The organism is Cryobacterium sp. N22 (assembly GCF_002929555.1).
Lineage (GTDB): Bacteria > Actinomycetota > Actinomycetes > Actinomycetales > Microbacteriaceae > Cryobacterium.
Genome location: NZ_PJJP01000013.1, coordinates 1 through 26,344, shown reverse-complemented (window position 1 = coordinate 26,344; position 26,344 = coordinate 1). Strand labels below are relative to the sequence as shown.

Genomic DNA, 26,344 nt, shown 5'->3' with positions numbered 1-26,344 from the left:
GCTAGAAACGGATCCAAACCACGAGGTTTTTGGCATTTGACATTGTGCACGCTGTTGAGTTCTCAAGGATCGGACGCACCCAGCCGCCGGCCAATTGACCTTTGCACTGAGGCACTTCGATTTAGTTCTTTTTTCCATCAAGCTCAGCAGTTCGAATGAATTCGCTGCCAGAACTTGGAAGTGGTCCCGCTTGAGGCCGGGAAGCTCTTCCGCTTTCCGCACCTGTGGGGTGACAAGAGATGACATTACGCGGGTTCCGAATGCCCCGCAATCCCGGGGGCATCCCGGGCGTGTCGTAAATGGACACCTGCCCGCAATGCGGCCGTAACCTGCCGGTCACACGGCGGGCAGGCGAGGCCTATTCGACGAAAACGCCGGCAAGAGTCTTCTTGCCACGACGGAGTACGGCCACTCCCCCGGGCAGGACGGATCCCTCAACTGTGGCCGCCTCATCGGTGACCTTCACGTTGTTGAGGTACACGCCGCCCTGGCCGATCGCCCGGCGGGCTTCGCCCAGGCTCTTGGTGAGTCCGGTGTCCACGAGCAGCTGCATTACCTGCGCCTGCGGGAACGTGGTGGTGTTCGGCAACGCCCGGAGGGCCGCCTCGAGGGTCTCGGGATCCAGATCGGCCAGGTCGCCCTGGCCGAAGAGCGCCTGCGTGGCCCGAATGGCGGCATCCGTTGCCGAGACGCCGTGCACCAGGCTGGTCACCTCGAACGCGAGGGTGCGCTGGGCCTCACGCTTGAACGGCTCGGCGGCCACCAGCTCCTCGAGTGCGTCGATCTGTTCGCGGGTGAGGAAGGTGAAGATCTTGAGCCGGGCGATCACATCGGCGTCGTCGGTGTTCAGCCAGAACTGGTACATGGCGTACGGGCTCGTGAGTGTGGGGTCCAGCCATACCGCGTTCCCCTCGCTCTTGCCGAACTTGGTGCCGTCGGTGTTGGTGATCAGCGGGGTGCCGATCGCGTGCACGCTGGTGCCCTCCGCGCGGTGGATGAGGTCGGTGCCGCTGGTGAGGTTGCCCCACTGGTCGCTGCCCCCGGTCTGCAGCACGCAGCCGTGGCTGCGGAAGAGCTCGAGGAAGTCCATCCCCTGCAGCACCTGGTAGCTGAACTCGGTGTAGCTGATGCCCGCGTCGGAATTGAGCCGGGCGCTCACGGCATCCTTCTTGAGCATGGTGCCCACCCGGTAGTACTTGCCGACGTCGCGCAAGAAGTCGATCGCCGACAGCGGCGCCGTCCAGTCGAGGTTGTTCACCAGGGTGACGGCGTTGTCGCCCTCCGCGCTGAGGAAGCGGGTGACCTGCGCCTGCAGGTAGCCGACCCACTCATTGACGACCTCCGGGGTGTTCAGTGTGCGCTCCGCCGTAGGGCGCGGGTCGCCGATGAGCCCGGTGGACCCGCCGACGAGGCCGAGCGGCCGGTGTCCGGCCAGCTGCAGCCGGCGCATCAGCAGAAGTTGAACCAGGTTGCCGAGGTGCAGGCTCGCCGCGGTGGGGTCGAACCCGCAGTAGTACGTGATCGGATCCCCGGCGAGGAGCGCGCGCAGCGCTGACTCATCGGTAGAGACGTGGACCAGGCCGCGCCAGGAGATTTCCTCCCAGACGTCGGCGAAGGTGGGGTCGTTGGCTTGCTGGGCAAGGATGCTGGGGTCTGACACCCCGCCAGATTACCAGCGCACTTCATTGACCGCCGTCGGGCGACGTTTCACAACTTGATTTGCATGATCTCAGCCTCCAGACTTAGCCGGATGCGGGCTTCCCCGCCAAATTGGGGGAACCACCGTGGGTCTGTTCGTCGCCATTCTTCTCACCGTGATCGGCATTGTCGGGGCGTTGTCGCTCGTCTTCCACAATCGGCGGGTCTTTCACTCGCCCATCGCTGGGATAGCAAGCTCGGCTGCGCTGTTCGCCTGTTTGGCGGCAGCGTCGTGGGCTGGGCCCTTTCCGGACTTCGTGAAGGCATGGACGATCACCGCAGCCATAGCGGCGGCGGCTCTAGCCGGCGGGCCGGTGGTCAGCTTCGTCTTTCACTATGCGCTCCGATCGGATCCCCTGCCGGCCGGGGACGCTCTTCCGGCGACGGCGTGGATCGGGGTCGCCGAGCGGCTCGGTTTCATAGTCGCGCTCCAACTCGGCTTTTCTGACGTTGCGGCGATTCTGCTGGGGGTGAAGGCGCTCGGACAATACGTCTCCACAACCAACCACGTGCCGGCGGCCAGAGTCCTCGGAACTCTCGTGAGCATTACCTGGGCGCTGCTGTGCTTCGCGGTCGTCGCGATCGGGTATCCCGTACCGAAGTAACCCCGGACACGAAGAAGCCCGGCCCGCAGGATCATCCTGCGGGCCGGGCTGGTTCTACGGGGTGCTTAGTCTTCGAGCACCGCGTCGAGGGTGATTTCCACGCCGGTGAGCGCCTTGCTGACCGGGCAGTTCTCCTTCGCGGCCTGCGCCGCGGCGAGGAAGGTCGCGCTGTCGATGCCGGACACCTCGCCGGTCACGGTGAGGTGGATGCCGGTGAGACGGAAGCCACCGGCGGGGTCGGCGCCGAGGGTGACATCCGCGGAGACGTCCAGGGCCTCGATGGTTCCGCCGCTGGCGGCCAGTTCGGCGGAAAGCTGCATGGAGTAGCAGGCGGAGTGGGCGGCGCCGAGCAGTTCCTCGGGGCTCGTGATCCCGTTGGCGTCGTCTGCGGCGCGCTGCGGGAATGAGACGTCGTGGGTGCCGAGCTGCGAGCTCGTCAGTTCGACCTGGCCGGAGCCGTCGTCGAGAGTTCCGGTCCAGGCTGTGCGGGCGGTGCGTGTGGGCATTGATGCTTCCTTCTGTGTCGCTTTTCTGAGGACGGCCAGAGTTCCTGGCCGGTACGGGTAAGGGTCAATTGAGTGCGCCGGGATGCCGCCGGTACGCGGACACCGTCCGGTCGCCCGGAATCCAGAACCGCCAGGCGAAGGCGGTGCCGCCGCCGGGCCCGCTCACCCCGGTGCGCGGGCCGGTCTGCGCCACCGGAGCCACCTCGGCCAGGGTCAGCTCGAACGGTTCGCAGGTCAGGTCGGCACCGTCCTGGTGCAGCCCGATGCCCATCGCCTGGGTGAGCCTGGCCGGGCCGCGCGCCAGGTCCCGCACGGCCACCTTCGGTCCGCGCCGGGCGCGGGCGGCCTCGTGGCCCGCCACGATCTCGCCGGCCCGCAGCAGCACCGCCGACGCCTCGCCCTCGGGTGAGCAGACGATGTTGGCGCACACGTGCATGCCATAGCTGAAGTACGTGTACAGGTGAGCCGGCGGCCCGAACATTGTGGTGTTGCGGTCGGTGCGCCGGCGGAAGGCGTGCGAGCCGGGGTCGGTGCCGGCCAGGTAGGCCTCCACCTCGGTGATGCGCAGCACCGTGTCACCGTGACGGAGTAGGCCGCCCAGCAGCAGCGGCGCCACGTCGACCGCGCCCTGGGCGAACAGGTCAGGGTCGACGGTCATCCGCAGCGTTTTCGTCGGGGTGTGCCGGTTCTCAGGCGAACGGCTCAGCGGGCCAGCGCCGCGGCCAGGGAGTGCACCCGGGCCACCAGCGCGGCGCGCTGCTCGGCGACCCGCACCGGCGCGGTGCCGGCCTGGCCGTCACGGCGATTGACCGAGCCCTGGATGGTGAGAACCTCACGCACCTCGGGGACGAGGTGCGGAGAGATCTCCGCCAGGCCCGCGTCGTCGATCTCGTGCAGGTCGAGGCCCTTGGCCTCGGCGACCTTCACCAGGGTGCCGGTGATCTCGTGCGCGTCCCGGAAGCTGACGTGTCGTTTGACCAGCCACTCCGCGACATCCGTGGCGAGGGAGAAGCCCTGCGGCGCCAGCTCGGCCATACGGTCGGTGTGGAAGGTGATCGTGGCGATCATGCCCGTGAACGCGGGCAGCAGCACCTCGAGGGTTTCGATGGAGTCGAAAACCGGTTCCTTGTCTTCCTGCAGGTCGCGGTTGTACGCCAGCGGCAGCCCCTTGAGCGTGGTGAGCAGCCCGGTGAGGTTGCCGATCAGCCGGCCGGACTTGCCGCGCGCGAGCTCGGCGATGTCTGGGTTCTTCTTCTGCGGCATGATCGAGGACCCCGTGGAGTACGAGTCGTGGAGGGTGACAAAACCGAACTCGCGGGTGTTCCAGAGGATGATCTCCTCGGCCAGGCGGGACAGGTCGATGCCGATCTGCGCCGTGATGTAGGCGAATTCGGCGACGAGGTCGCGGCTGGCGGTGCCGTCGATGGAGTTCTCCACGACAGCGCCGAATCCGAGCTCGGCGGCGATGAGGTTCGCGTCGAGGCCGAGGGTGTTGCCGGCCAGCGCACCGGAGCCGTACGGGGAGAAATTCGCCCGCTTGTTCCAGTCGGTGAAGCGTTCGAGGTCGCGCACCAGCGGCCAGCAGTGCGCGAAAAGGTGGTGGGCCAGCAGCACCGGCTGGGCGTGCTGCAGGTGGGTGCGGCCGGGCATGATGGCGGTCTCGTTCGCCTCGGCCTGCGCGGCGAGGGCGTCGATGAGGTCCACCACGAGCCGGGCGATGACGGCGGCGTGGTCGCGCAGCAGCATCCGCACCAGGGTGGCGACCTGGTCGTTGCGGCTGCGGCCGGCGCGCAGCTTGCCGCCGAGCTCGGTGCCGACGATGTCGATCAGCCCGCGCTCCAGCGCCGAGTGCACGTCTTCGTCGGTCGCGGCCGGCTGGAACCGGCCGTCGTCGACGGCCTCATCGAGGGTGTCCAGACCGGCGAGCATGCCGGCCAGTTCGTCCTCGGTGAGGTAGCCGGCAGCGGCCAGGGCACGCGCGTGGGCGCGCGACCCGCGGATGTCGTACCCGGCCAGCTGCCAGTCGAAATGGGTGGACTTGCTCAGGCGCGCCAACTCCGGCGACGGTCCGCCGGCGAAGCGGCCGCCCCAGAGGGCGCCCGCCTCGCCCGCACGGTTGATGCTTGTGTCGCCGGTCATACCGGGACCTACTTCGCGGCCTGGTCGCGGCGAGCCGCGATCTTGCTCGGCAGGCTCCACAGCTCGATGAAGCCCTTGGCCATCGACTGGTCGAAAGAGTCGCCGGTGTCGTAGGTGGCGAGGTCGAAGTCGTACAGGCTCTGCTTGCTCTGGCGTCCCGTGACGACGGCGGTGCCGGCGTGCAGGGTCATGCGGATGTCGCCGGAGACGTACTTCTGGGTGTCGTCGATGAACGCGTCCAGCGACTTCTTCAGGCCGGAGAACCAGAGGCCGTCGTAGACGAGCTCGCTCCACTTGGCTTCGACACCGCGCTTGTAACGGGCGACGTCGCGCTCGACGGTGACGTTCTCGAGCTCTTCGTGCGCGGTGATCAGGGCGATACCGGCCGGGGACTCGTAGACCTCGCGGCTCTTGATGCCCACGAGACGGTCTTCGACGATGTCGATGCGGCCGACACCCTGGTCGCCGGCGAGCTTGTTCAGCAGCACCACGGCTTCGAGCGGGGTGACCGGCTTGCCGTCAACGGCAACGGGCACACCCTGGTCGAAGGTGATGATGATCTCGGTGGCTTCACGCGGGATCGACGGGTCCTGCGTGTAGGTGTAGAGGTCCTCGATCGGCGCGTTCCACGGGTCTTCCAGGAAGCCGGTCTCGACGGCGCGACCCCAGACGTTCTGGTCGATGGAGTACGGGCTCTTCTTCGACTGCGCGATCGGCAGGTTGTGCAGCGCGGCGTACTCGATGGCCTTGTCGCGGGTCAGCGCGAAGTCGCGCACCGGGGCGAGCGAGGTGAGCTCGGGTGCCAGGGCGGTGACGGCGGCTTCGAAGCGCACCTGGTCGTTGCCCTTGCCGGTGCAGCCGTGCGCGACGCTGTCGGCGCCGAGGGCGCGGGCGGTGGCGGCGAGGTGCTTGGCGATCAGCGGGCGGCTGATCGCGGAGACCAGCGGGTAGCGCTTCTGGTAGAGCGCGTTGGCCTTGAGCGCCGGAACGATGTAGTCGTTGGCGAACTCGTCCTTGGCGTCGACGACGATCGACTCCACGGCACCGCAGTCGAGGGCGCGCTGTCGGATGACATCCATGTCCTCGCCCTCTTGTCCAACGTCGACAGCCAGTGCGACGACCTCTTTACCGGTGGCGTCCTTCAGCCAGCCGATGCCCACCGAGGTGTCAAGGCCCCCGGAATATGCCAGTACAACCCGCTCAGCCATGGTTCTCCTTCATAAGTTCTGCGTGATTCAAGTTTATTGGTGGTGTGTGCGAGCCGGCGGCTAGCGCGCGTTGTGCGCGAGCAGCCAGACCAGCAGCGCCTTCTGGGCGTGCAGGCGGTTTTCCGCCTCATCCCAGATGATGCTCTGCGGGCCGTCGATGACGTCGGCCGTGACCTCGTAGCCGCGGTCGGCCGGCAGGCAGTGCATGAAGTGTGCGTCGGCCTTGGCCAGGGCCATCAGGGCGGCGTCGACGCGGTAGCCGCCGAGCGAGCCCAGCCGCAGGGTCTTTTCCTCTTCCTTGCCCATCGACACCCAGGTATCGGTGATGACGACGTCGACGCCGGCCACGGCCGCGGCCGGGTCGGTGAACAGCGCCACGGAACCGCCGGTCTGGGCGGCGATGGCCTCGGCGTCGGCGACGACCTGCGGGGCCGGCGTGTAGCCGGCCGGTGAGGCGATGCGCACGTGCATGCCGGCGGTCGCGCCAGCGAGCAGGTAGGACTGCGCCATGTTGCAGGCACCGTCGCCGAGGAAGGTGAGGGTCTGACCGGCGAGGTCGCCGCGGTGCTCACGGATGGTGAGCAGGTCGGCGAGCAGCTGGCACGGGTGGAAGTCGTCGGAGAGCGCGTTGACCACGGGCACCGCGGTGTTCAGGGCCATCTCTTCGAGGCCGGCCTGGCCGTAGGTGCGCCACACGATCGCGGCGACCTGGCGCTCAAGAACCCGGGCGGTGTCGGCGGCGGTTTCCTTGCCGCCGAGCTGGCTGCTCGCGGTGCTGATGATCAACGGGCTGCCGCCGAGGTCGGCGATGCCGACAGCGAAGGAGACCCGGGTGCGCGTGGAGGACTTGTCGAAGATCACGGCGACGGTTTTCGGTCCGGCCAGGGGCTGGACCGCGAATCGGTCTCGCTTCAGTTCCAGGGCCAGATCGAGGATCTCGGCCTGTTCGGCCGGAGAAATGTCGTCGTCGCGCAGGAAATGGCGGGTCACGGGGTCACTTTCGCTGAATTCTTCGGTGTCATGCGGGATTCCTCCACCTTATCTGGTGGCACGTTACCTATTGGCAGAGACGAGACCCGAACTGGTCACACTGGCCAGGGCCGCGCGAAAACGCTCGTCGAAGTCGGCCAGCTCGGCGTCACCGACGATCAGTGGCGGTGCGATCCGGATGCTGAATTCGTTCGCGGCGTTCACGATCAGGCCTTCGGCCAGTGCGGCGGCGGCCAGCTTGAGGGCCACCGGTTCGCTCAGGCCGATGCCGAGCAGCAGCCCGCGGCCACGGACCTCGCTGATCAGGGGCGAATCGATGCGGCCGATGAGCTCGCGGAGCTGCTCGCCGCGGCGGGCGGCGTTGCCGACGAGGTCGTCCCGTTCGATGACGTCCAGCACCGCGTTGGAGGTGGCCGTGACGAACGGGTTGCCGCCGAAGGTGGAGCCGTGCTGGCCGCGGAGGAACAGGTCGCTGGTTGCGCCGAAGGTGACGAGCGCTCCGATGGGCACTCCCCCGCCGATGCCCTTGGCGAGGGTGACGGCATCCGGCAGCACGTTGGAGTGCTCGTAGGCGAACCACTTGCCCGTGCGGCCGGCGCCGGTCTGCACCTCGTCGACGATCAGCAGCACGCCGTGCTGGGTGCAGAGCTCGCGGGCGCGGCGCAGGTAGCCCTCAGGCAGGTCGATGACACCGGCCTCGCCCTTGACGGGCTCGAGGAACAGCGCGGCGACGGTGTCGTCGAGTTCGCGCTCGAGGGCGGCGATGCTGGTCTCGATGTGCTGCACACCACCGGGCACGGGTTCGAACGGGGCACGCATCAGCGGCTTGCCGGTGAGGGCGAGCGCGCCCATGGTGCGGCCGTGGAACGAGTCGTTCAGGGCGAGGATCCGGCTACGCCGACCGCCGGCGGTGTTCAGCCTGGCGAGCTTGAACGCGGCCTCGTTGGCCTCGGCTCCGGAGTTGCAGAAGTAGACCCGGCCGGCGTCGCCCGCGCCGGTGAGGCGTTTGAGGCGCTCGGCCAGTTCGATCTGCGACGGTGAGGCGAAGTAGTTGGAGATGTGGGCGAGGGTGCCGATCTGTTGCTGGGCGGCGGCGACCATGTCGGGGTGGGCGTGGCCGAGCGAGTTGACGGCGATGCCGGCCAGGAAATCGAGGTACTTGGTGCCGTTCTCATCCCAGACGTAGCAGCCCTCGCCGCGCACCAGCACGGCCAGTGGGGGCGAGAGGGTCTTCATCATCGCGTCGGCGTAGCGTTCGTGCAGGGTCATGTGGGAACCACCTCAGTACCGATGCCGCTTCCGGTGAAGATTTCGACCAGGATCGAGTGCGGCACTCGACCATCGATGATCGCCGCTTTCGCGACGCCGCCCTCGACGGCGTCCAGGCAGGCCGTCATTTTGGGGATCATGCCCGATTCGAGCTCGGGAAGCAGGGTGCGGAGCGCATCGACGTCGATGACCGAGACCAGCGAGTCCCGGTTGGGCCAGTCGCTGTACAGGCCGGCCACGTCGGTGAGGATCACGAGTTTGGCGGCGCCCAACGCCACCGCGAGGGCGGCGGCGGCGGCATCCGCGTTGACGTTGAGCGACTGCCCCGGCACCTCCACGTCGGGGGCGATCGACGAGACCACCGGGATCCGGCCGGCGTTCAGCTGCGCGTGCACGGCCTCGGGATCGACGCCGATGACATCGCCGACCAGGCCGAGGTCCACCTCTTCGCCGTCGATGACGACGCCGCGGCGGCGGCCGCGGAACAGTCCGGCGTCCTCGCCGCTGAGGCCGGCGGCCAGGGGGCCGTGGGCGTTGATGTGGCTGACCAGGTCGCGATTGATCTGTCCGGTGAGCACCATCCGCACCACGTCCATGGCCTCGGGGGTGGTGACCCTGTAGCCGCCGCGGAATTCGCTCTCGATGCCCAGGCGGGCGAGCATGGCGGAGATCTGTGGGCCGCCGCCGTGCACCACGACGGGGCGGATGCCCGCGTAGCGCAGGTACACCATGTCCTCGGCGAACGCGCGCTGTAGTTCCTCGCTGACCATGGCGTTGCCGCCGAATTTGATCACGATGATCTGGTCGTGGAACTTCTTGAGCCAGGGCAACGCCTCGATCAGCGTGGCGGCCTTGACCTTCGCTTCCGCCGGCGTGTTGTCGACGTCGTCGAGGGTGGGCACCTGCGGGGGTGTGGCGGGGATGTCTGTGCTTGGTTCGGTGCTCATCAGCTGGAGTACGCGCTGTTCTCTTCGACGTAGTCGTGGGTGAGGTCGTTGGTCCAGATCGTGGCGCCGGCGGTGCCGGCGTGCAGGTCGATGACCACCGAGACGGCGCGCGGGGTGAGGTCGACCAGCTCGCGCGGCTGGTCCGGCTCCCCCGCCGTGCACACCTGGATGCCGTTGATGGCCACGTCGATGCCGTACGGGTCGAACGCGGCGTCGGCCTCGGGGATGGTGCCCACCGCGGCGAGCACCCGGCCCCAGTTGGGGTCGTTGCCGTAGATCGCGGCCTTGAACAGGTTGCTGCGCGAGACCGCGCGGGCCACCGTGACGGCCTCGGTTTCGGAAGCGGCGTTGCGCACCGCGATGGCCACGTCGTGCGCGGCGCCTTCGGCGTCGCCCTGCAGCTGCAGGGTGAGGTCGCGGCACAGGTCGGTGAGCGCTGTGGTGAATTCGTCGGGGTCGGCGTCGACGCCGCTGGCGCCGGAGGCCAGCAGGCTGACGGTGTCGTTGGTGGACATGCAGCCGTCGGAGTCGAGTCTGTCGAAGGTGACCCGGGTGGCTTCCCGCAGCGCGGCATCCAGCTGCGCGGAGGAGAGGACGGCGTCGGTGGTGATCACGACGAGCATGGTGGCCAGGCCGGGGGCGAGCATCCCTGCGCCCTTGGCCATCCCGCCGATGGTCCAGCCGGCCGGGGACACCTGGGTGGCCTGCTTGGGCCGGGTGTCGGTGGTCATGATCGCCTGCGCGGCGGCGAGGCCGGCGGCGGCGGCGGATGCGGCGCCGTTCTTGAGGGCCACGCCCGCCTCGAAGACACCGGCGGTGAGCTTGCCGAGGTCGAGCTGCTCGCCGATCAGGCCGGTGGAACAGACCAGAACGTCACCGGAGGAGACCTGGAGCTGCTCGGCGACGGCCTCGGCGGTGGCGTGGGTGGTCTGGAAGCCGATGCTGCCGGTGTAGCAGTTGGCTCCGCCGGAGTTGAGCACTATGGCGCTCACCCGGCCGTCGCTCATCACCTGCTGGCTCCAGATGATCGGGTTGGCCTTGCAACGGTTGCTGGTGAACACCGTCGCGGCGTTGGCGAGCGGGCCGAGGTTGGCGACGATGGCCAGGTCGAGGCCACCGGACTTCTTGAGGCCGGCGGTGACGCCGGCGGCGGCGAATCCGGCGGGGGCGGTGACGCTCACGGGGCAACTCCATTCGTGCTGAGGCCCCGTGTTTCGGGCAGCCCCAGGGCAATGTTGGCGGATTGGATGGCGGCGCCGGCGGTGCCCTTGACGAGGTTGTCGACGGCGGTGACCGTGACCACCCGGCCGGCGGCTTCGTCGATCGCCAGGCCGATGAGGGCGGTGTTGGCGCCAAGCACGTCGGCGGTGCGCGGGAACTGGCCGGTCGGCAGGACGTGCACAAACGGTTCGTCGGCGTAGAACGACTCCCAGGCGTGGCGCACGGCGGCGGCGCTGGTGCCCGGCACCAGCCGGGCCGTCGAGGTGGCGAGGATGCCGCGGGACATCGGCACGATCACCGGGGTGAACGACACCGTGGGGCCGGTCGCGCCGGCCCAGCGCAGGCTCTGCTGAATCTCGGGGATGTGCCGGTGGCTGCCGCCGACGGCGTAGGGGTTGGCGGAGCCGAGGATCTCGGCGGCGAGATTGGGCACCTTGAGGCTCTTGCCGGCGCCGGACGGGCCGACGGCGAGCACGGCGACGATGTCGGCCGGCTCGATCACGCCGGCGAGGATGCCGGGGGCCAGGGCGAGCGCGACGGTGCTGGCGTTGCAGCCGGGCGCGGCGATCCGGCGGGCGCCGATGAGCCGGTCGCGCTGCCGGCCGCCGGCCACGGGAAGTTCGGGCACGCCGTAGGCCCAGGCGCCGAAGTAGTCGCCGCCGTAGAACGCGGCCCAGTCGGCCTCGCTCTCGAGGCGGTGGTCCGCGCCGCAGTCCACCACGAGGGTGTCGGCGCTGAGCTGGGCGGTCAGTGCCCCGGAGGCGCCGTGCGGCAGGGCCAGGAAGACAACATCGTGACCGGCCAGGGTGGTCGCATCCGTGTCGGCCAGCACGAGGTGGGACAGCGAGCGCAGGTGCGGCTGCACGTCGACCAGGCGCTGGCCGGAGTTGCTGTGCGCGGTGACCGTGCGCACCTCGAAATCGGGGTGGGCGGCCAGCAGTCGCAGCAGCTCACCGCCCGCATACCCGCTTGCGCCCGCAACCGCTACCGAAAAGACCATGATTCAAACTTACCCGGACCTCTCGCGAGCCAAGAATCACGAATTGCCCCGCTGCGATCGAGTTGCCCCGCTGTGCGGGGGCAATTCGTCCGGAACGGGGCAACTCGATGGTGCGTTACTCGCGCAGGTGGGCTCCGTAGCGGGCGGCGGCGAGCTGCACGCCGGCCAGCTTCGCGTCGCTGGCCTCCGCGGCGGTGAGGGTGCGGTCCGGCGCCCGGAACCGCAGGGCGAAGGTGAGCGACTTGCGCCCGGACTCGATGCCCGTTCCGCGGTAGTCGTCAACCAGCTCGATGCTCTCCAGCAGCGCGCCGCTGCCCTCGCGCACGGCGGCAAGCACGTCGCTCGCCGGCACCTGGGCGTCGACGACGAGCGAGAGGTCCTGGGTAGCGGCGGGCTTCGTGCCGATCACGGTGGCCTGCAGCTCCCCGGTGACCTGGGCGAAGACCGCGGACAGGTTCAGCTCGACGACAGCGACCACGGCGGGCAGGTCGGCGCCGCGGGCCACAACGGGCAGCAGTTCGCCCGCGAAGCCCACCGACAGCTCGCCGGCATCCGTGGCCACGAACAGTTCGGCGGTGCGGCCGGGGTGCATGGCCTGGTGCGTGCCCTGGCGCACGAGGATCGGCAGGCCGACGGCGAGGCCGATCTGGGCGACGGCGGTGAGGGCGTCCTGCCAGGATGCCGCGATGGGCGCCTGGCCCGGCTGGTGGCGCACGGTGTTGCCGAGCAGCACGATGCCGGCGGTGAACGGCTGCGGCGGGATGCCGGCGTTCAGTTTCGCCTCGAGTTCGGCGCTGGGTCGCACGGCGGCCGGCGGCACGACGGCGCTGCCGTAGCTGACGCCCTCGTCCGGGCGGAAGACCGAGCCGAGCTCGAAGATCGCCAGGTCGGTCGAGCCACGGGACAGGTTCCGGTGGGCGATCTGCAGCAGGCCGGGCAGCATCGAGGTGCGCATGAATGGTGCCTCGCCGTCGAGCGGGTTGGCGACCTTGATCTGCGGAACGGTGCTGCTGGCGGGGTCGCCGAACAGGTTGTTGGCCTTTTCGGCGACGAACGGGTAGGCCAGCACCTCGGTGTGGCCGGTGGCGGCCAGCACCGTGGCGACCGAGCGCTTGAGCTGCTGGGTGCGGGTGAGGCCGCGGCCGGGCGGGGCGACGGGCAACACCGACGGGATGCGGTCGTACCCGACGATGCGGGCGACCTCCTCGGCGAGGGTCCACTTGTCGGTGAGGTCAGGGCGCCAGCTCGGCGCGGTCACGGCGAGGCCGGTCGCGGTCTCGATCATCGACGCGCCGATCTCGGCCAGCGAGGTGCGCACCTCTTCGCGGGTGTACTCCAGGCCGATCAGGCCGGAGACGAAACCGGTGGGCAAGTCGATCGGGGCGCGTTCCGGGGTCGCGTCGTGCAGCGAGCCGAGACCGTCGGCCACTCCCCCGGCGAGTTCCACCAGCAGCTGCACGACCCTGGCGGCGGCCACGGCGGCCACCTCGGGGTCGACGCCGCGTTCGAACCGGCGGGAGGCTTCGCTGGGCAGCTTGTGCCGGCGGGCGGTGCGCGCGATCGACACCGGGTCGAAGTTTGCGGCTTCGATCAGCACGTTGGTGGTGCCTGCGCCGATCTCGGTGGTCGCGCCGCCCATCACGCCGGCCAGGCCGATGGGGCCCGAACCGTCGGTGATCAGCAGGTCTTCGGTGTGCAGGGCGCGGGTGACGTCGTCGAGGGTGACGAGCTTTTCGCCGGGCTGCGCACGACGCACGACGAGGCCGCCGGTGAGGGCGTCGAGGTCGTAGCCGTGGATCGGCTGGCCGAGTTCGATCATCACGTAGTTGGTGATGTCCACGATCAGTGAGATCGAGCGGATGCCGGCCAGCTTGAGCCGGGCGATCAGCCAGGCCGGCGACGGCTTGCTGGCGTCGACGCCGCGCACGACGCGGGTGACGAAGACGCTCGCGCCGATGCGGTCGCGGATCGGGGCGGCATCCTCGATCGAGACCGGGAAGACCTCGGTGGACGCGGTCGCCGCGACGGCCAGGGCCGGGTCGCGGAAGGTCGCGCCGGTGGCGTGCGAGTATTCGCGGGCCACACCGCGGATCGAGAAGGCGTAGCCGCGGTCGGGGGTGACGTTGATCTCCACGGCGGAGTCGTCCAGGCCAAGCAGGGTGATCGCATCCGCGCCGATCTCGGGGTCGAGCCCGAGGTCGCCCAGCACCAGGATGCCGGCGTGCTCGTCGCCGAGGCCGAGCTCGCGGGCCGAGGCGATCATGCCGTCGGAGACGTGGCCGTAGGTCTTGCGCGGCGCGATCGGGAACGGGCCGGGCAGCACAGCGCCGGGCAGGGTCACGACGACCTTGTCGCCGACGACGAAGTTGTGCGCGCCGCAGACGATGCCGTGAATGGCGGGGCCGCCGTCGGCGGCGAGTTCGCCATCCGCGGCGACGCGTACCTGGCACCAGTTGATGGTCTTGCCGTTGGTCTGCACCTCACCGACGAACTCGAGAACCTGGCCCACCACGATGGGTCCGGTCAGCTCGAAGCGGTGGATCTCTTCTTCTTCCAGGCCCACGCTCACCAGGGCGGCGTGCACGGCTTCGGGAGTGGTGCCGGGTTCGAGGTCGACGAATTCGCCGAGCCAGCTCAGGGGAACGCGCATCAGACGGTCATCCCGTACTGCTGGCTGAACCGAATGTCGCCTTCGACCATGTCGTGCATATCCTTCACATCGTTACGGAACATCAGTGCTCGTTCGACGCCGACGCCGAACGCGAATCCGGAGTAGACCTCGGGGTCGATCCCGGCGGAGCGCAGCACATTGGCGTTGACCATGCCACAGCCGCCCCACTCGATCCAGCGGGCGCCGTCCTTGAAGGTGGGGTGCCAGAGGTCGAGCTCGGCGCTCGGCTCGGTGAACGGGAAGTAGTTGGGGCGCAGGCGTACCTTGGCCTCGTCGCCGAACAGGGCCTTGACGAAGTGGTCGAGGGTGCCGCGCAGGTGGGCCATGGTGAGGCCCTTGTCCACGGCGATGCCCTCGATCTGGTGGAACACCGGGGTGTGCGTCGCATCGAGCTCGTCGGTGCGGTACACCCGGCCGGGCGCGATGCGGTAGACGGGCGGCTCGCTACCCAGCAGCGCGCGCAGCTGCACGGGCGAGGTGTGGGTGCGCAGCACGAGGTGCGCCTCGGGCGGGTCGATGAAGAAGGTGTCCTGCATGGCGCGGGCCGGGTGGTCCTCGTCGAAGTTCAGCGCGTCGAAGTTGAACCACTCGCTTTCGAGCTCCGGTCCTTCGGCGACCTCCCAGCCCATGCCCACGAACACGTCGGAGACGCGTTCCTGCAGCAGAGTGAGTGGATGCCGCGCCCCGGCCCGCCAGGTGGAGGCGGCGGCGGTGACGTCCACGGCTTCGGCGGCGAGCTGGGCGGTAGCCTCGGCTTCGACGATCTGGGCTTCGCGGGCGGAGAGCGCCTGGTTGACCCGGGCGCGGGCCTGGCCGACGAGCTTGCCGGCGGCGGCCTTCTGGTCGCCGGGCACGCTGCGCATGAGGGCGTTCAGCGCGGCCAGCGGCGAGGCCTCGCCGACATGCGCCGAGCGCACGGCCTTGAGGGCGGCGGAGTCATCCGCGGCGGCGATGGCCGCGAGGGCGGCGTCGACGGCCGCGGTGACGACGGGTTCGGTTATTTCAGTGGGGGCAGACACGAGACCCAAGTTTAGTGCCCGGCCGCCGCCCGCCCCCTCCTACCGGGTCAGGCCGGGCCCTGTCCCCCAGCGTCACCGGTCGAATAGCCTCCTCGAACGGACGCGAGGGGATCCTTCGGTGTCAAGGTCGGCTCAGGATCGACGAGCTTGCCGGCCTTGGGACCAGAGCGTCGGGCGACGAAGCGCGCGACCCAGGACAAGGACAGGTTCATCGCGAGATAGATCGCGAGCACGACCAGGAAGAACGAGAACAAGTACCGGTTGCCGAAGAAGTCGGGCAGGTTCTTGACGCCCACTCGGAGCAGTTCGCTGTACCCCACGATGAACGCCAGGGAGGTGTCCTTGAGCAGCACCACCAGCTGGGCGATGATGATGGGCAGCATCTGACGGAAGGCTTGGGGGAATTCGATCGTGAATCGTGTCGCCAGCGGGGTCAGGCCGATAGCCAGGCCGGCCTCGCGCTGACCGCGCGGCAACGATTGGATGCCCGCCCGGAGTGCCTCACCGATGATGGCTCCGTTATAGATGGCCAGGGCGGAGACACCAGCCCAGTACGACCCCGTCGAGAACACCAGCAGGATGAACAGGATCATGAGCAGGACGGGCATCCCGCGAACGAATTCCAGGACAACCGCCGTCGGCACCCGAATGGCCTTATGGTCAGCCGTGCGACCGAAAGAAAACAGCACGCCGATGATGAGGGCGAGCACGGCCGCCACGCCGGCCATTTTCAGGGTTGCAATCACGCCTCCGCCGAGAGAGCGCCAGACCTGCACATCGGAGAAGACATCCCAACGGGTCGCGTCCCACAGTCCGGGCTGGACCGCGCCGTTGGCGCTCGTCTTCGGGGCGCCCATGGCCAGGATCAACCAGGCCAGGACGGCAAGCACCAAGATCACACCGACGATGGAGATGGCGCGGGATCGGGCACGCGCCTTGGGCCCGGGGGCGTCGTAGAGGACCGAGCTCATCGCAGCACCGCCACTTTCTTTTCCACCCGGGCGGCGATCTGCCCGAGAGTGATGGTGATGATCAGATAGAAGAACGCGACGCCCGCGAGGATCGCGATGACGGCGTCACCGCGATCGTTGACGACCTGGCGGCCGGCGCCGAAGAGTTCGAAGACGAAGAACGCGCCGGCCACCGAGGTGTTCTTTGTGAGGGCGATGAAGACGTTGATCAGCGGGGGAATCACCATCCGCACGGCCTGGGGCATGATCACGTAGCTCAGCGACTGGCCGAAGGTGAGTCCAACACTGCGGGCTGCTTCGGCCTGACCGACAGGAACACCGTTGATACCGGAGCGCAGGGCTTCGGCAACGAACGGGGAGGTGTAAACGGTGAGTCCAATCACGGCCAGCACGAAGAACGGGGGCGAGAACTGCAGATACGGCAGGAGGAACGCGCAGAAGAACAACACGAGGGTGAGTGGGGTGTTGCGCACGATCTCGGTGTAGACGGTGGCGAAGCCACGGAACGACGCGATGGGCGAGATCCGCAGGGCGGCCACGATGACTCCGAGCACGAGCGCGCCGATGCCGGAAAGAAGCAGTAACCCGAGCGTGTTCTTGAAGCCTTCCAAAAAGATCGGCAGGTTTTCGATGACTGCGTCCAAGACTCACCTCCTCTTATGTGTGTATCGAGCGTGTGTGTGAAAACTGCCGATCGGGGCGGCCGGTGCGGCCACCCCGATCGGTTGTGCGGTACTGCTAGTAGCGGTCGACCGCCGGCGGTTCCGGCGTCTCGAGCACGGAGCCCGCGGTGGCTTCCCAGGCTGCTGCCCAGGAACCGTCCTCGTAGGCCTCTTCGAGGACGTCGTTGATGAAGTTGCGGAACTCGGTGTCGTCCTTGGCCAGGCCAATGCCGTAGGGCTCCTTGGTGAACGGGTTGCCCACGACCTCGAACTCGCCGGCGTTCTGGTCGGCGAGGCCGGCCAGGATCACGTTGTCGGTGGTGACGGCGTCGACTTCGCCGCTACGCAGCGGGCCGAGGCAGTTCGAGTAGGTGTCGGTGGCGATGATGTTGGTCGTGTACGCCTGGATGTTCTTCTCCGAGGTGGAGCCGCTGACGGTACAGACCTTCTTGTCGGCCAGGTCTTCGGGTCCCTTGATCCCGGCATCGTTGCCCGCGAGAACCAGCAGGTCCTGACCGGCTTCGTAGTACGGGCCGGCGAAGGAGACAACTTCCTTGCGGGCGTCGTTGATCGTGTAGGTGGCGACGACGAGGTCCACCTGGCCGTTCTGGATGAACGGCTCGCGGTTGGCGGAGACGGTTTCGGTCCAGGTGATGCCAGACTCCTCGATGCCAAGCTTGGCGGCGATCAGTTTGCCGATTTCGACGTCGAAGCCGACTGGGTTGCCATCCGGGCCCTTGAGGCCGAAGAGGGGCTGGTCGAACTTGGTGCCGATGGTGATCTCGCCGGCCTCGTTGAGGGCGGCCATGGTGGTGCCCTCTTCGAACGTGACATCTTCCTCAACGGGTGCCGCCGTCGGCGCGCCTGCACCGGAGTCGGTGCAGCCGGTCAGCGCGAACGCGCCGACCAGGGCGATGGCAGAGATCATTAGACCCTTGTTGCGTCTCATGGTTTCCTCCTGTGTGCTGTGTGTCTCGCCGACCGGTTAGTGGGCAAGTATTTTGGAGAGGAAGTCTTTCGCTCTCGTGCTCTGGGGGTTGGTGAAGAACTTCTCCGGGGTGGTTTCCTCGACGATGTCGCCCTCGGCCATGAAGATGACCCGGTCGGCCGCTTTACGGGCGAAGCCCATCTCGTGGGTGACGACGATCATCGTCATACCCTCGTTGGCGAGGTCGACCATGACCTCGAGGACCTCGTTGATCATTTCGGGGTCGAGCGCGCTGGTGGGCTCGTCGAGCAGGATCAGCTTGGGGTCCATGGCCAGGGCGCGGGCGATGGCCACACGCTGTTGTTGACCGCCGGACAGCTGGGACGGCATCTTCTTGGCTTGGTTCGCCACGCCGACACGTTTCAGAAGCGCCATGGCCTTCTTCTCGGCGTCGGCCTTGCTCATGCCCCGCACCTTGATCGGGCCGAGAGTGACATTCTCGAGCACGGTCTTGTGCGCGAACAGGTTGAACGCCTGGAACACCATGCCCACGTCGGCTCGCAGCTGCGCGAGGGCCTTGCCCTCCTTGGGCAGTTCCTTGCCGTCGATCGTGATCGTGCCGTTGTCGATGGTCTCGAGGCGGTTGATCGCCCGGCAGAGGGTGGACTTGCCCGATCCGCTCGGGCCGATGACCACGACCACCTCGCCACGGTTGACCGTGGCGTTGATGTTTTTCAGTACGTGCAGGTCCCCGTAATTCTTGTTGACGTCTGTGATCACGACCAGGGGTTCCCCCCGGCGGACGGTGATGTTGGACGTCGCCGGTGATGCGTCTGTTGGCTCCATACCCCCCAACTTAGGCCCGGGGGCACCCTACAGACCACCCTTGGCCCGGCTTTAACCCGGTCGGTAACCCAAACGTAATAGACGCCCGACCGGGAAAGATGCTAGGCCCGCTGGGAGAACGCGCTCTCGTACAGGCACACCGAAGCGGCCGTTGCCAGGTTCATCGATTCCGCGTGTCCGTAGATGGGAACGCTGATCGAACGGTCCGCCGTGGCCAGGTCTTCCTCGGTGAGACCGCGCGCCTCGTTGCCGAACAACCACGCGGTGGGCACGGCGAGCAGGCCGCTGTTGCGGGCCTCGAGCAGGTCGTCACCCTTGATGTCGGCAGCGAGGATCTGCATACCCGCGAACTTCGCGCGCTCGTGCACGTCGGTGAGGGTGACGCCAACGGCGACGGGCAGGTGGAAGATCGACCCGGTGGACGAACGCACCACCTTGGGGTTGTACAGGTCGACGCTGCGACCGGTGAAGATCACGGCGTCGGCGCCTGCCGCATCCGCTGCCCGGATGATGGTGCCCGCGTTGCCGGGGTCGCGCACCTCTTCGAGGATCGCGATGAGCTTGGGCTCGTTGGCGAAGATCTTCTTGATCGAGGTGGGGAACTGGTGGCATACCGCGATGAAGCCCTGCGGCGTGACGGTGTCGGCCATCGTCTCGAGCACCTGCTCGGTGACGAACTCCACGTCGACGCCGGCGGCGACCGCGGCGTCGCCGATTTCGGTGTAGCGCTCGAGGGCGGTGGGAGTGGCGTACAGCTCCACGACGAGTTCGGGGCGGAAGGTGAGGGCTTCGGAGACGGCCTGCGGACCCTCGAGGAGGAACAGTCCCGTCTCGGAGCGGGCGGCTCGGTTCGCAAGTTTCGCGACGGCACGCACGCGAGGAGATCGGGGGTTATCTAGCATGCACCCAGTTTAGGTGCCGCGCACCCCGGCCATCGAATGCACCGCCGGGCATGCAAAACGGGAGCGACCATCAGTGATGATCGCTCCCGTGAACAAGCAGGTGTGACTACTTGGCAACCTTGGCTGCGGAGGTGTCAGCGGGCAGTGCTGCCTTGGCGCTCTCAACGATGGCCGCGAAGGTGGCGGGCTCGGTGACGGCGAGGTCGGCGAGGATGCGACGGTCAACCTGGATGCCGGCCAGGGCGAGGCCCTGGATGAGGCGGTTGTAGGTCAGGCCGTTCGCGCGGGACGCAGCGTTGATGCGCTGGATCCACAGGCGACGGAAGTCACCCTTGCGTGCACGACGGTCACGGTAGCTGTAGACGAGGGAGTGAGTGACCTGCTCCTTGGCCTTGCGGTACAGGCGCGAACGCTGTCCGCGGTAACCCTGGGCGCGCTCAAGAATTACGCGACGCTTCTTGTGGGCGTTGACGGCCCTCTTTACTCTTGCCATTTTCTAATTCCTTTAGGGGTACGGGGCCTAGTGGCCGAGAAGCTTCTTGATGGCCTTGACGTCGGCCTTGGCGAGAACCTGGTCCTGGTTCAGGCGGGACTTGCGCTGCGTGCTCTTGACCTCGAGGTTGTGGCGAAGTCCGGCCTGCTGCTTCATGATCTTGCCGGAGCCAGTGACCTTGAAACGCTTCTTTGTCCCAGAGTGGGTCTTCTGCTTAGGCATTCTTTTCCTCCTGTTTGGCTGCTTTATCAGCAGCTCTATGTGCATTGGCCTCTGCCTTGGCCTCTGATTTGTTCTTCAGCGGGCCAATCACCATGACCATGTTTCGACCGTCGATAGTCGGGCTCGATTCGACAGAACCGAATTCCGCAACATCCTCGGCAAATCTCTGAAGCAGACGTACACCCTGGTCGGGACGGGACTGTTCACGGCCACGGAACAGAATCATGGCCTTGACCTTGTCGCCGGCCTTCAGGAAGCCTTCGGCGCGCTTGCGCTTGGTCTCGTAGTCGTGCTTATCAATCTTGAGACGGAAACGAACCTCTTTGAGGATCGTGTTCGCCTGGTTGCGCCGGGCTTCTTTCGCCTTCTGCGCAGCTTCGTACTTGAACTTGCCGTAATCCATGATCTTCGCGACCGGCGGCTTGGACGTGGGGGCTACTTCGACCAGATCGAGGTCAGCCTCCTGTGCCAGGCGCAGGGCGACATCAATCGCCACGACCCCAACCTGTTCGCCGTTGGGACCAACGAGACGGACTTCGGGGACGCGGATACGGTCATTTGTACGGGGATCGCTGATGCGTCTCTCCTCTACTCAAGCATCGTGGCTACAGCCTGACAACGGATGTCGTCCGGAGACGAAGAGGAGACAATCGCGCGCGCAATTCCTGAGTTTCAGAACGTTTCTTAGTTCCGTTACCCATCAACCACGTACGGCACCCTATCTACCGTGCAAGCTGGAAACCAGCAAGCGACGGCGGAGTGCAAACTACCCGGTAACCTTTATGAAGCGGTCAAGCGCGGGTGGGAGATTATCCACTTTCGTACCGAGACTTTCATCTCGGAGCCCGGGTAAGCATAGCAGAGGAAACCAGTGAGCGACAATTACGATCAGGACCAGTCCGGCCAGGCCACGAGGGACATCGCGGATGTGGCGGCAGTGGAGATCATCACGACCGCGGCGGTGCACCTGATGAGCGCCTCGGCGGTCAAGGTGGGCCTCGCCGACGACCCCGACACCCAGATCGACCTGGATGAGGCGCGCAAGCTGATCACGGCCCTCGCCGGCCTGATCACGGCATCCGCCCCCGACATCTCGGACATGCACGCGCGCAGCCTGCGCGACGGCTTGCGGTCGTTGCAGCTGGCGTTCCGTGAGGCGTCGAGCATCCCCGACCCGATCGGCCAGGGCCCCGGCGAGAAGTTCACCGGCCCGGTCAACTAGCTCACCCACCCGACGCGACCATCTCGTTGGTCGAGCTTGTCGACGCCGTGCTGAGCCTGTCGAAGTAGACCCCGTTAGACGACCTCACCAGGTCTCGACAAGCTCGACCGACGATTGGGCGCGACACGCGCGCCCCTCAGGTTTGGCAGCGCGGGCACCAGTAGGTGACCCGCTGCTCGAGCTCGCTGCGGCCGAGCTGGCCCGAGCGGATGCGCGTGCCGCAGCGCCGGCACGGCTGACGTTCCCGCCCATACACGAAGACGCCCATCCCCCGGCGCAGGTTGCCGGTGGTGGTGCGCTCGTTGCGGTCCCGGTTGGCGTGGATGAGCCGGTGCCCGAGCGCTACCAGGGCCGCCGGGTCGGTGACCTCCGCCATCGGGCGGGTGGGCAGGAGCCCGCGCAGGAAGCACAGCTCGTTCACGTAGACGTTGCCGAGCCCGGCCAGGTTGCGCTGGTCTCCCAGGGCGACCGCGACCGGCCGCTCCCCCGCCTCGGTGAGCCGACGCACGGCCTCCGCGGCGTCCCAGTCCGGGCCGAGCAGGTCCGGTCCCAGGTAGCCGAGGTGCTGCTCATCCTCCACGGTGGGAAACAGCTCCAGCGTGCCCAGTTCGAACCCCACGGCCACCCAGTCCGCGGTCTCCAGCACAATGCGGGCCTGGAACGCCGGCCGCTGCCATTTCGTGCCGTGCCGGTAGAGGTGCCAGGTGCCCTCCATCTTCAGGTGCGAGTGGATGCTGGTCTCCCCCACGTGCGCCACCAGGTGTTTGCCGCGGCTGACCACCTCGTGCACGCTCTGGCCGGTCAGGTCGACGGCGGCGAAGGCGGGCACGCGGATATCGCAGCGCGTGAGCGTGGCCCCGTGCAGGGCCTCGTCGAGGCTGCGGGCGCTGCGGTAGACGGTGTCGCCCTCAGGCACTGAGCCTCAGCCCCCGCGGCGTCTCGGTGAACCCGGCGGTGCGCAGGGCATCGCCCACCGTGGTGCCGAGCACGAATTCGGCGTTCACGGTTTCCACGGCGAGCTTGGGCACCCGCCCGGCGGTGACCGTCGCCGCCAGCGACCGGGTTGCCGCGAGCACGGTCTCGGACGGCGCGGCCCGGGGCGCGGCTTTTCCGGGCGCCGGGCGGGACGATGTGGGCACGATCGCCTCGTCGGTGGCCTCCGCGCGGCTCTCGCCGGCGTCTCCCTCGGGGGCACCGGCGGCGGCCGGGTCGAACACCAGCATCGACTTGCCGCCGCGTTCCACGTAGAGCACGAGGTGCCCGTCGACCAGCACCACCAGGCCACCGGCCTTGCGGCCGGGCCGGTGACCGGTGCCCTCGGGCAGGGCCGGCCAGGGCAGCACGGCGCCGTAGGGGTTGGCCGGGTCGGTGGCGGCCAGGGTCACGGCGGTGGACACCGACCTGTCGCCGCGCTCGGCGCGCTCGCGCTGGTCGACGTAGCCGCGCATCCGGTCGATGGTGCCGGCGGTGGCGAACTGGGAGGCACCGAGGCCCTCCACGAAATAGCCCCGGCGGCAGCGGCCCATCTCCTCGAAGCCGCTGAGCGTCTTGTAGACCAGGGCGAAGCCGCCGAGCACGTTCTCGCCCATCACGGCACCGCGGGTGACGACGCCGTAGCGTTCGAGCATGGTCTCGCCCAGGGCGTGCGCGCGGCGAGTGGCCGAGNGGTGACGACGCCGTAGCGTTCGAGCATGGTCTCGCCCAGGGCGTGCGCGCGGCGAGTGGCCGAGGAGTCGGCGACGGGCACGATCGACCAGCGGCCGGAGACCGTGGGCGGGCCCTGCCGGCTGGGCAGGCTGGGCCGGGGCAGGGCGCGGCCCCGGTGCAGCCGGGCCCGCGGCGCGGCGCGGCGGGTGGAGTGCGCCGAGCTGCCGCCGGAGACCAGCGATCGCACCGGGGCGAAGGTGTCGTTGGTCACCAGGCCGGACCAGACCAGGTCCCACAACGCGTCGACGAGGGCGCCGTCGTCCTGGCTGCCGACCGAGTCGGCCAGCTGCCGGAAGAAGTAGCCGCCACCGCTGCCCAGGGTGGCGAGGATCTCCCGTTGCAGCGCCGTGGTGTCCAGTTCGGTGGGCACCGGCAGGGTCAGCGGGGCGGTGTCGGCCAGGTGCAGGCTCACCCAGCCGTCGTTTCCGGCCAGCGTGCCGGCGCCGGCCCAGAGCACCTCGCCGGCGTTGGTGAGCTCGTCGAGCATGCCCGGGTTGTAGTCGGCAACCCGCGCGGGCAGGATCAGGGTCTCCCAGGCGGACGCCGGAATGCGGGCGCCCTCGAGCTGTTCGATCACGGACACGACGCCGTCGATCCCCCGCAGCTTGCCGCCCACGTGCTGCCAGGCCGGCAGGAATCGGCCCAGGGTGGCCTGGTCGACGGGTTCCACCTCGTGCCGCAACGCCGCGAGCGACCGCCGCCGCAGGCGCCGCAGCACCTCGGCGTCGCACCATTCGCTGCCGCTGCCGTGCGGGCGGAATTCGCCCTCGACGATGCGGCGCGCGTCGGCCAACCGGCGCAGGGCGCCCAGGGCGATCGCGGTGCCGAACCCGAACCTGGCGGCGACGTCGGCGGTGGTGAACGGGCCGTGGGTGCGCGCGTACCGGCTGACGAGGTCGCCGAGCGGGTCTTTCACGCTTTCGGTGAAGGCCTCGGGGATGCCCGGGGCCAGTGGAACGCCGAGGGCGTCACGCAACCGGCCGGCATCCTCGATCACCGCCCAGCGTTCCTCGCCGGCGATGCCCACCTTGAGGGCGCGGCGCGCGGCGGTGAGCGCATTTAGGTGCGCGCGTGCTTCGGCCTCGTCGGCGGCGGGCGGGGCGGGAGCCTCGTCGGCGTCGGTCTCCGGCTCGGCCGCGTCGGCGTTCTCGGTCACGCCCGCGGCAGGGTGCAGCCGGGCCGCGACGTCCGCCACGGTGAGCGGGCCGAGGCCGCGGAGCAGGTCGGCGACGCCCTCCAGGCCCTTGGCCCGGCGGTCGGGGGCCAGGCGCTGCAGTTCCGCGTCGGTCCGGTCGATCACGACGGGGTCGAGCAGCTCCCGCAGTTCTACCCGGCCGAGCAGCTCGGCGAGCAGGCCGGAGTCGATTGAGAGGGCGGTGGCCCGGCGTTCTGCCAGCGGCGAATCGCCCTCGTACATGAACGCGGCGACGTAGCCGAACAGCAGGGCGTTGGCGAACGGGCTGGCCGAGTCGGTGCTGGTCTCCACCAGCCGGATCGCGCGGCTGGCCACCTGCTTGGCCAGGGCCACGAGGGCGGGCAGGTCGTAGACATCCTGCAGGCATTCGCGAATGGTCTCGAGAATGATCGGGAACGACGGGTACTCACGCGCCACGTCGAGAAGCTGGGCGGCCTTCTGGCGTTGCTGCCAGAGCGGCGAGCGGCTGCCCGGCCGGTACCGGGGCAGCAGCAGCGCCCGGGCGGCGCATTCCCGGAATCTGGACGCGAACAGGGCGGAGCCGCCGACCTCGTCGGTGACCAGCTGCTCGAGTTCGTCGGGGTCGAACACGAACAGGTCGGCGCCGGGCGGTTCGGCCTCGGTGTCGGGGATGCGCACGACGATACCGTCGTCGCTGGCCACGCAGGCGCCGTCGATGCCGAAGCGTTCGCGCACCCGCGCTCCCACGGCCAGGGCCCAGGGGGCGTGCACGGTGAGGCCGAACGGTGAGTGCAGGATGACCCGCCAGTCGCCGAGCTCGTCGCGGAACCTCTCGACGACCAGGGTCTGGTCGGTGGGCAGGTAGCGGGTGGCTGCACGCTGCTCGTCGAGGAAGACCAGCAGGTTGGTCACCGCGCGTTCGTCCAGGCCGACGGCCAGGCAGCGCGCCCGGGCCTTCGCGGGCGTGAGCGCTGACACCTCGCGGAGGAACGCGCCGATGGCCGCGCCGAGTTCGGCGGGCCGGCCGAGGCCGTCGCCCTTCCAGAACGGCAGCCGGCCCGGTTCGCCGAAGGCGGGCGTGACGAGCACCCTGTCGTGGGTGATCTCCTGGATGCGCCAGCTGGTGGCGCCGAGCGCGAACACGTCGCCGACGCGGGACTCGTAGACCATCTCCTCGTCGAGCTCACCCACCCGGCGGCCGGTGGGCGAGTCGCCGCCGACCATGAAGACGCCGAACAGGCCGCGGTCGGGGATGGTGCCGCCGCTGGTGACGGCCAGCCGTTGGGCGCCGGGCCGGCCGGTGAGCAGGCCGGTGTCACGGTCCCAGATTATGCGCGGGCGCAGCTCGGCGAACTGGTCGGACGGGTAGCGGCCGGCGAGCAGGTCGAGGGTGGCCTCGTAGGCCGAGCGCGGCAGGGTGGCGAACGGGGCGCTGCGCCGCACGGCGTCGAACCACTCCTCGGCGTCGATGGGTTCGAGGGCCACGGCGGCGATGGTCTGCTGGGCGAGGATGTCGAGGGGGTTCGCGGGCACCTGCAGCGACTCGATCATGCCGGACACCATCCGTTCGGCGGCGACGGTGGCGTGGATGAGGTCGGCCCGGTGCTTGGGGAAGATGATGCCGCGGGACACCTCGCCGACCTGGTGGCCGGCCCGGCCCACGCGCTGCAGGCCGCTGGCCACCGACGGCGGCGATTCCACCTGCACCACGAGGTCGACCTCGCCCATGTCGATGCCGAGCTCCAGGCTCGAGGTGGCCACCACGCAGCGCAGCCGGCCGGACTTGAGGTCGTCCTCGATCATGGCGCGCTGTTCCTTGCTGACCGAGCCGTGGTGGGCGCGGGCGAGCAGTGGCTCGGCACCCTCGCTCTGGCCGCTGCCGCCCATCAGCTCGGCGGGCGGCCGCGGCGGCGGTGCGGCGGCCGGTCGGGCGGCGGATGCGGTGCCGCCGGCCGGGGCGCC

The 26,344-nt window shown here is 68.5% G+C and carries 23 protein-coding genes and 1 pseudogene; 2 read left to right on the top strand and 22 right to left on the bottom strand.

Going from position 1 to position 26,344, the window contains the following annotated elements; genetic code table 11:
* Window positions 1–358: 358 nt before the first annotated feature.
* Window positions 359–1,660, bottom strand: coding sequence for a tyrosine--tRNA ligase (tyrS, locus tag CXY76_RS00685; RefSeq protein WP_104162357.1), 1,302 nt, complete (start codon window positions 1,658–1,660; stop codon window positions 359–361).
* A gap of 124 nt (window positions 1,661–1,784) precedes the next feature.
* Between tyrS and CXY76_RS00680 the strand changes: the two genes are divergently transcribed.
* A complete protein-coding gene (locus tag CXY76_RS00680) occupies window positions 1,785–2,303 on the top strand; it encodes a hypothetical protein (protein WP_104162356.1) in 519 nt (172 codons plus the stop codon).
* Window positions 2,304–2,368: 65 nt separating this feature from the next.
* Here the strand turns inward: CXY76_RS00680 and CXY76_RS00675 are convergent, their stop codons facing one another.
* From CXY76_RS00675 to infC, 19 genes are all read right to left on the bottom strand, one after another.
* Window positions 2,369–2,809, bottom strand: a complete 441-nt coding sequence (locus tag CXY76_RS00675; RefSeq protein ID WP_104162355.1) for an OsmC family peroxiredoxin — start codon at window positions 2,807–2,809, stop codon at window positions 2,369–2,371.
* 64 nt (window positions 2,810–2,873) lie between these two features.
* Window positions 2,874–3,467: a DNA-3-methyladenine glycosylase gene (locus CXY76_RS00670; protein ID WP_104162354.1), complete on the bottom strand. Its 594-nt coding sequence runs from the start codon at window positions 3,465–3,467 to the stop codon at window positions 2,874–2,876.
* A gap of 44 nt (window positions 3,468–3,511) precedes the next feature.
* On the bottom strand, window positions 3,512–4,948 hold the full coding sequence (argH, locus tag CXY76_RS00665; protein ID WP_104162353.1) for an argininosuccinate lyase: 1,437 nt from the start codon (window positions 4,946–4,948) through the stop codon (window positions 3,512–3,514).
* Window positions 4,949–4,956: 8 nt separating this feature from the next.
* Window positions 4,957–6,156, bottom strand: coding sequence for an argininosuccinate synthase (locus CXY76_RS00660; RefSeq protein WP_104162352.1), 1,200 nt, complete (start codon window positions 6,154–6,156; stop codon window positions 4,957–4,959).
* A 60-nt stretch (window positions 6,157–6,216) separates the two neighbouring features.
* On the bottom strand, window positions 6,217–7,146 hold the full coding sequence (gene argF, locus CXY76_RS00655) for an ornithine carbamoyltransferase (protein ID WP_104162351.1): 930 nt from the start codon (window positions 7,144–7,146) through the stop codon (window positions 6,217–6,219).
* A 63-nt stretch (window positions 7,147–7,209) separates the two neighbouring features.
* Entirely contained in the window at window positions 7,210–8,415 is a 1,206-nt protein-coding gene (locus CXY76_RS00650; RefSeq protein ID WP_104162350.1) for an acetylornithine transaminase, read from the bottom strand.
* Complete coding sequence (gene argB, locus CXY76_RS00645; protein ID WP_104162349.1) at window positions 8,412–9,362, bottom strand: acetylglutamate kinase; 951 nt, start codon at window positions 9,360–9,362, stop codon at window positions 8,412–8,414. The genes CXY76_RS00650 and argB overlap by 4 nt, the downstream gene beginning before the upstream one ends.
* Window positions 9,362–10,543 (bottom strand): bifunctional glutamate N-acetyltransferase/amino-acid acetyltransferase ArgJ, encoded by a 1,182-nt coding sequence (gene argJ, locus CXY76_RS00640; protein ID WP_104162348.1) that lies wholly within the window; start codon window positions 10,541–10,543, stop codon window positions 9,362–9,364. The genes argB and argJ overlap by 1 nt, the downstream gene beginning before the upstream one ends.
* Window positions 10,540–11,583, bottom strand: a complete 1,044-nt coding sequence (gene argC / locus CXY76_RS00635) for an N-acetyl-gamma-glutamyl-phosphate reductase (protein WP_104162347.1) — start codon at window positions 11,581–11,583, stop codon at window positions 10,540–10,542. Before argC ends, argJ begins: the two co-directional genes overlap by 4 nt.
* A 115-nt stretch (window positions 11,584–11,698) precedes the next feature.
* The gene (pheT, locus tag CXY76_RS00630) at window positions 11,699–14,233 is read right to left on the bottom strand and encodes a phenylalanine--tRNA ligase subunit beta (RefSeq protein WP_104162346.1); all 2,535 of its coding nucleotides are present in this window, start codon (window positions 14,231–14,233) and stop codon (window positions 11,699–11,701) included.
* A complete protein-coding gene (gene pheS / locus CXY76_RS00625) occupies window positions 14,233–15,273 on the bottom strand; it encodes a phenylalanine--tRNA ligase subunit alpha (protein WP_104162358.1) in 1,041 nt (346 codons plus the stop codon). Before pheS ends, pheT begins: the two co-directional genes overlap by 1 nt.
* 47 nt (window positions 15,274–15,320) lie before the next feature.
* Window positions 15,321–16,244 (bottom strand): amino acid ABC transporter permease, encoded by a 924-nt coding sequence (locus CXY76_RS00620; protein WP_104162345.1) that lies wholly within the window; start codon window positions 16,242–16,244, stop codon window positions 15,321–15,323.
* Window positions 16,241–16,888 (bottom strand): amino acid ABC transporter permease, encoded by a 648-nt coding sequence (locus tag CXY76_RS00615; RefSeq protein WP_104162344.1) that lies wholly within the window; start codon window positions 16,886–16,888, stop codon window positions 16,241–16,243. Before CXY76_RS00615 ends, CXY76_RS00620 begins: the two co-directional genes overlap by 4 nt.
* 94 nt (window positions 16,889–16,982) lie before the next feature.
* Complete coding sequence (locus CXY76_RS00610; RefSeq protein ID WP_104162343.1) at window positions 16,983–17,855, bottom strand: glutamate ABC transporter substrate-binding protein; 873 nt, start codon at window positions 17,853–17,855, stop codon at window positions 16,983–16,985.
* A 36-nt stretch (window positions 17,856–17,891) separates the two neighbouring features.
* On the bottom strand, window positions 17,892–18,680 hold the full coding sequence (locus CXY76_RS00605) for an amino acid ABC transporter ATP-binding protein (protein WP_104162342.1): 789 nt from the start codon (window positions 18,678–18,680) through the stop codon (window positions 17,892–17,894).
* Between the two features lie 101 nt (window positions 18,681–18,781).
* Window positions 18,782–19,582 carry an RNA methyltransferase gene (locus CXY76_RS00600; RefSeq protein WP_104162341.1) on the bottom strand — a complete coding sequence of 267 codons (801 nt, stop codon included), beginning with the start codon at window positions 19,580–19,582 and terminating at the stop codon, window positions 18,782–18,784.
* Window positions 19,583–19,688: 106 nt separating this feature from the next.
* The gene (gene rplT, locus CXY76_RS00595; protein ID WP_088455742.1) at window positions 19,689–20,075 is read right to left on the bottom strand and encodes a 50S ribosomal protein L20; all 387 of its coding nucleotides are present in this window, start codon (window positions 20,073–20,075) and stop codon (window positions 19,689–19,691) included.
* A gap of 27 nt (window positions 20,076–20,102) precedes the next feature.
* Window positions 20,103–20,297 carry a 50S ribosomal protein L35 gene (rpmI, locus tag CXY76_RS00590; RefSeq protein WP_066594389.1) on the bottom strand — a complete coding sequence of 65 codons (195 nt, stop codon included), beginning with the start codon at window positions 20,295–20,297 and terminating at the stop codon, window positions 20,103–20,105.
* On the bottom strand, window positions 20,290–20,874 hold the full coding sequence (gene infC / locus CXY76_RS00585) for a translation initiation factor IF-3 (RefSeq protein WP_084020755.1): 585 nt from the start codon (window positions 20,872–20,874) through the stop codon (window positions 20,290–20,292). Before infC ends, rpmI begins: the two co-directional genes overlap by 8 nt.
* Before the next feature lie 294 nt (window positions 20,875–21,168).
* Between infC and CXY76_RS00580 the strand changes: the two genes are divergently transcribed.
* Window positions 21,169–21,519, top strand: a complete 351-nt coding sequence (locus CXY76_RS00580; protein WP_103429550.1) for a DUF1844 domain-containing protein — start codon at window positions 21,169–21,171, stop codon at window positions 21,517–21,519.
* Between the two features lie 136 nt (window positions 21,520–21,655).
* Here CXY76_RS00580 and CXY76_RS00575 read toward each other — a convergent pair whose 3' ends face one another.
* Window positions 21,656–22,435, bottom strand: coding sequence for a DNA-formamidopyrimidine glycosylase family protein (locus CXY76_RS00575; protein WP_104162340.1), 780 nt, complete (start codon window positions 22,433–22,435; stop codon window positions 21,656–21,658).
* Window positions 22,428–26,344 (bottom strand): annotated as a pseudogene (locus CXY76_RS00570) (helicase-related protein); the annotation flags it as partial. The pseudogene CXY76_RS00570 and the gene CXY76_RS00575, both read right to left, overlap by 8 nt.

Coding starts and splice junctions, on each gene's coding strand:
- argH (WP_104162353.1), bottom strand. CDS start 4,948: ATGACCGGCGACACAAGCATCAACCGTGCGGGCGAGGCGGGCGCCCTC.
- rplT (WP_088455742.1), bottom strand. CDS start 20,075: ATGGCAAGAGTAAAGAGGGCCGTCAACGCCCACAAGAAGCGTCGCGTA.
- CXY76_RS00600 (WP_104162341.1), bottom strand. CDS start 19,582: ATGCTAGATAACCCCCGATCTCCTCGCGTGCGTGCCGTCGCGAAACTT.
- CXY76_RS00650 (WP_104162350.1), bottom strand. CDS start 8,415: ATGACCCTGCACGAACGCTACGCCGACGCGATGATGAAGACCCTCTCG.
- argC (WP_104162347.1), bottom strand. CDS start 11,583: ATGGTCTTTTCGGTAGCGGTTGCGGGCGCAAGCGGGTATGCGGGCGGT.
- rpmI (WP_066594389.1), bottom strand. CDS start 20,297: ATGCCTAAGCAGAAGACCCACTCTGGGACAAAGAAGCGTTTCAAGGTC.
- CXY76_RS00605 (WP_104162342.1), bottom strand. CDS start 18,680: ATGGAGCCAACAGACGCATCACCGGCGACGTCCAACATCACCGTCCGC.
- pheT (WP_104162346.1), bottom strand. CDS start 14,233: ATGCGCGTTCCCCTGAGCTGGCTCGGCGAATTCGTCGACCTCGAACCC.
- CXY76_RS00670 (WP_104162354.1), bottom strand. CDS start 3,467: ATGACCGTCGACCCTGACCTGTTCGCCCAGGGCGCGGTCGACGTGGCG.
- CXY76_RS00620 (WP_104162345.1), bottom strand. CDS start 16,244: ATGAGCTCGGTCCTCTACGACGCCCCCGGGCCCAAGGCGCGTGCCCGA.
- argB (WP_104162349.1), bottom strand. CDS start 9,362: ATGAGCACCGAACCAAGCACAGACATCCCCGCCACACCCCCGCAGGTG.
- CXY76_RS00610 (WP_104162343.1), bottom strand. CDS start 17,855: ATGAGACGCAACAAGGGTCTAATGATCTCTGCCATCGCCCTGGTCGGC.
- CXY76_RS00675 (WP_104162355.1), bottom strand. CDS start 2,809: ATGCCCACACGCACCGCCCGCACAGCCTGGACCGGAACTCTCGACGAC.
- CXY76_RS00660 (WP_104162352.1), bottom strand. CDS start 6,156: ATGGCTGAGCGGGTTGTACTGGCATATTCCGGGGGCCTTGACACCTCG.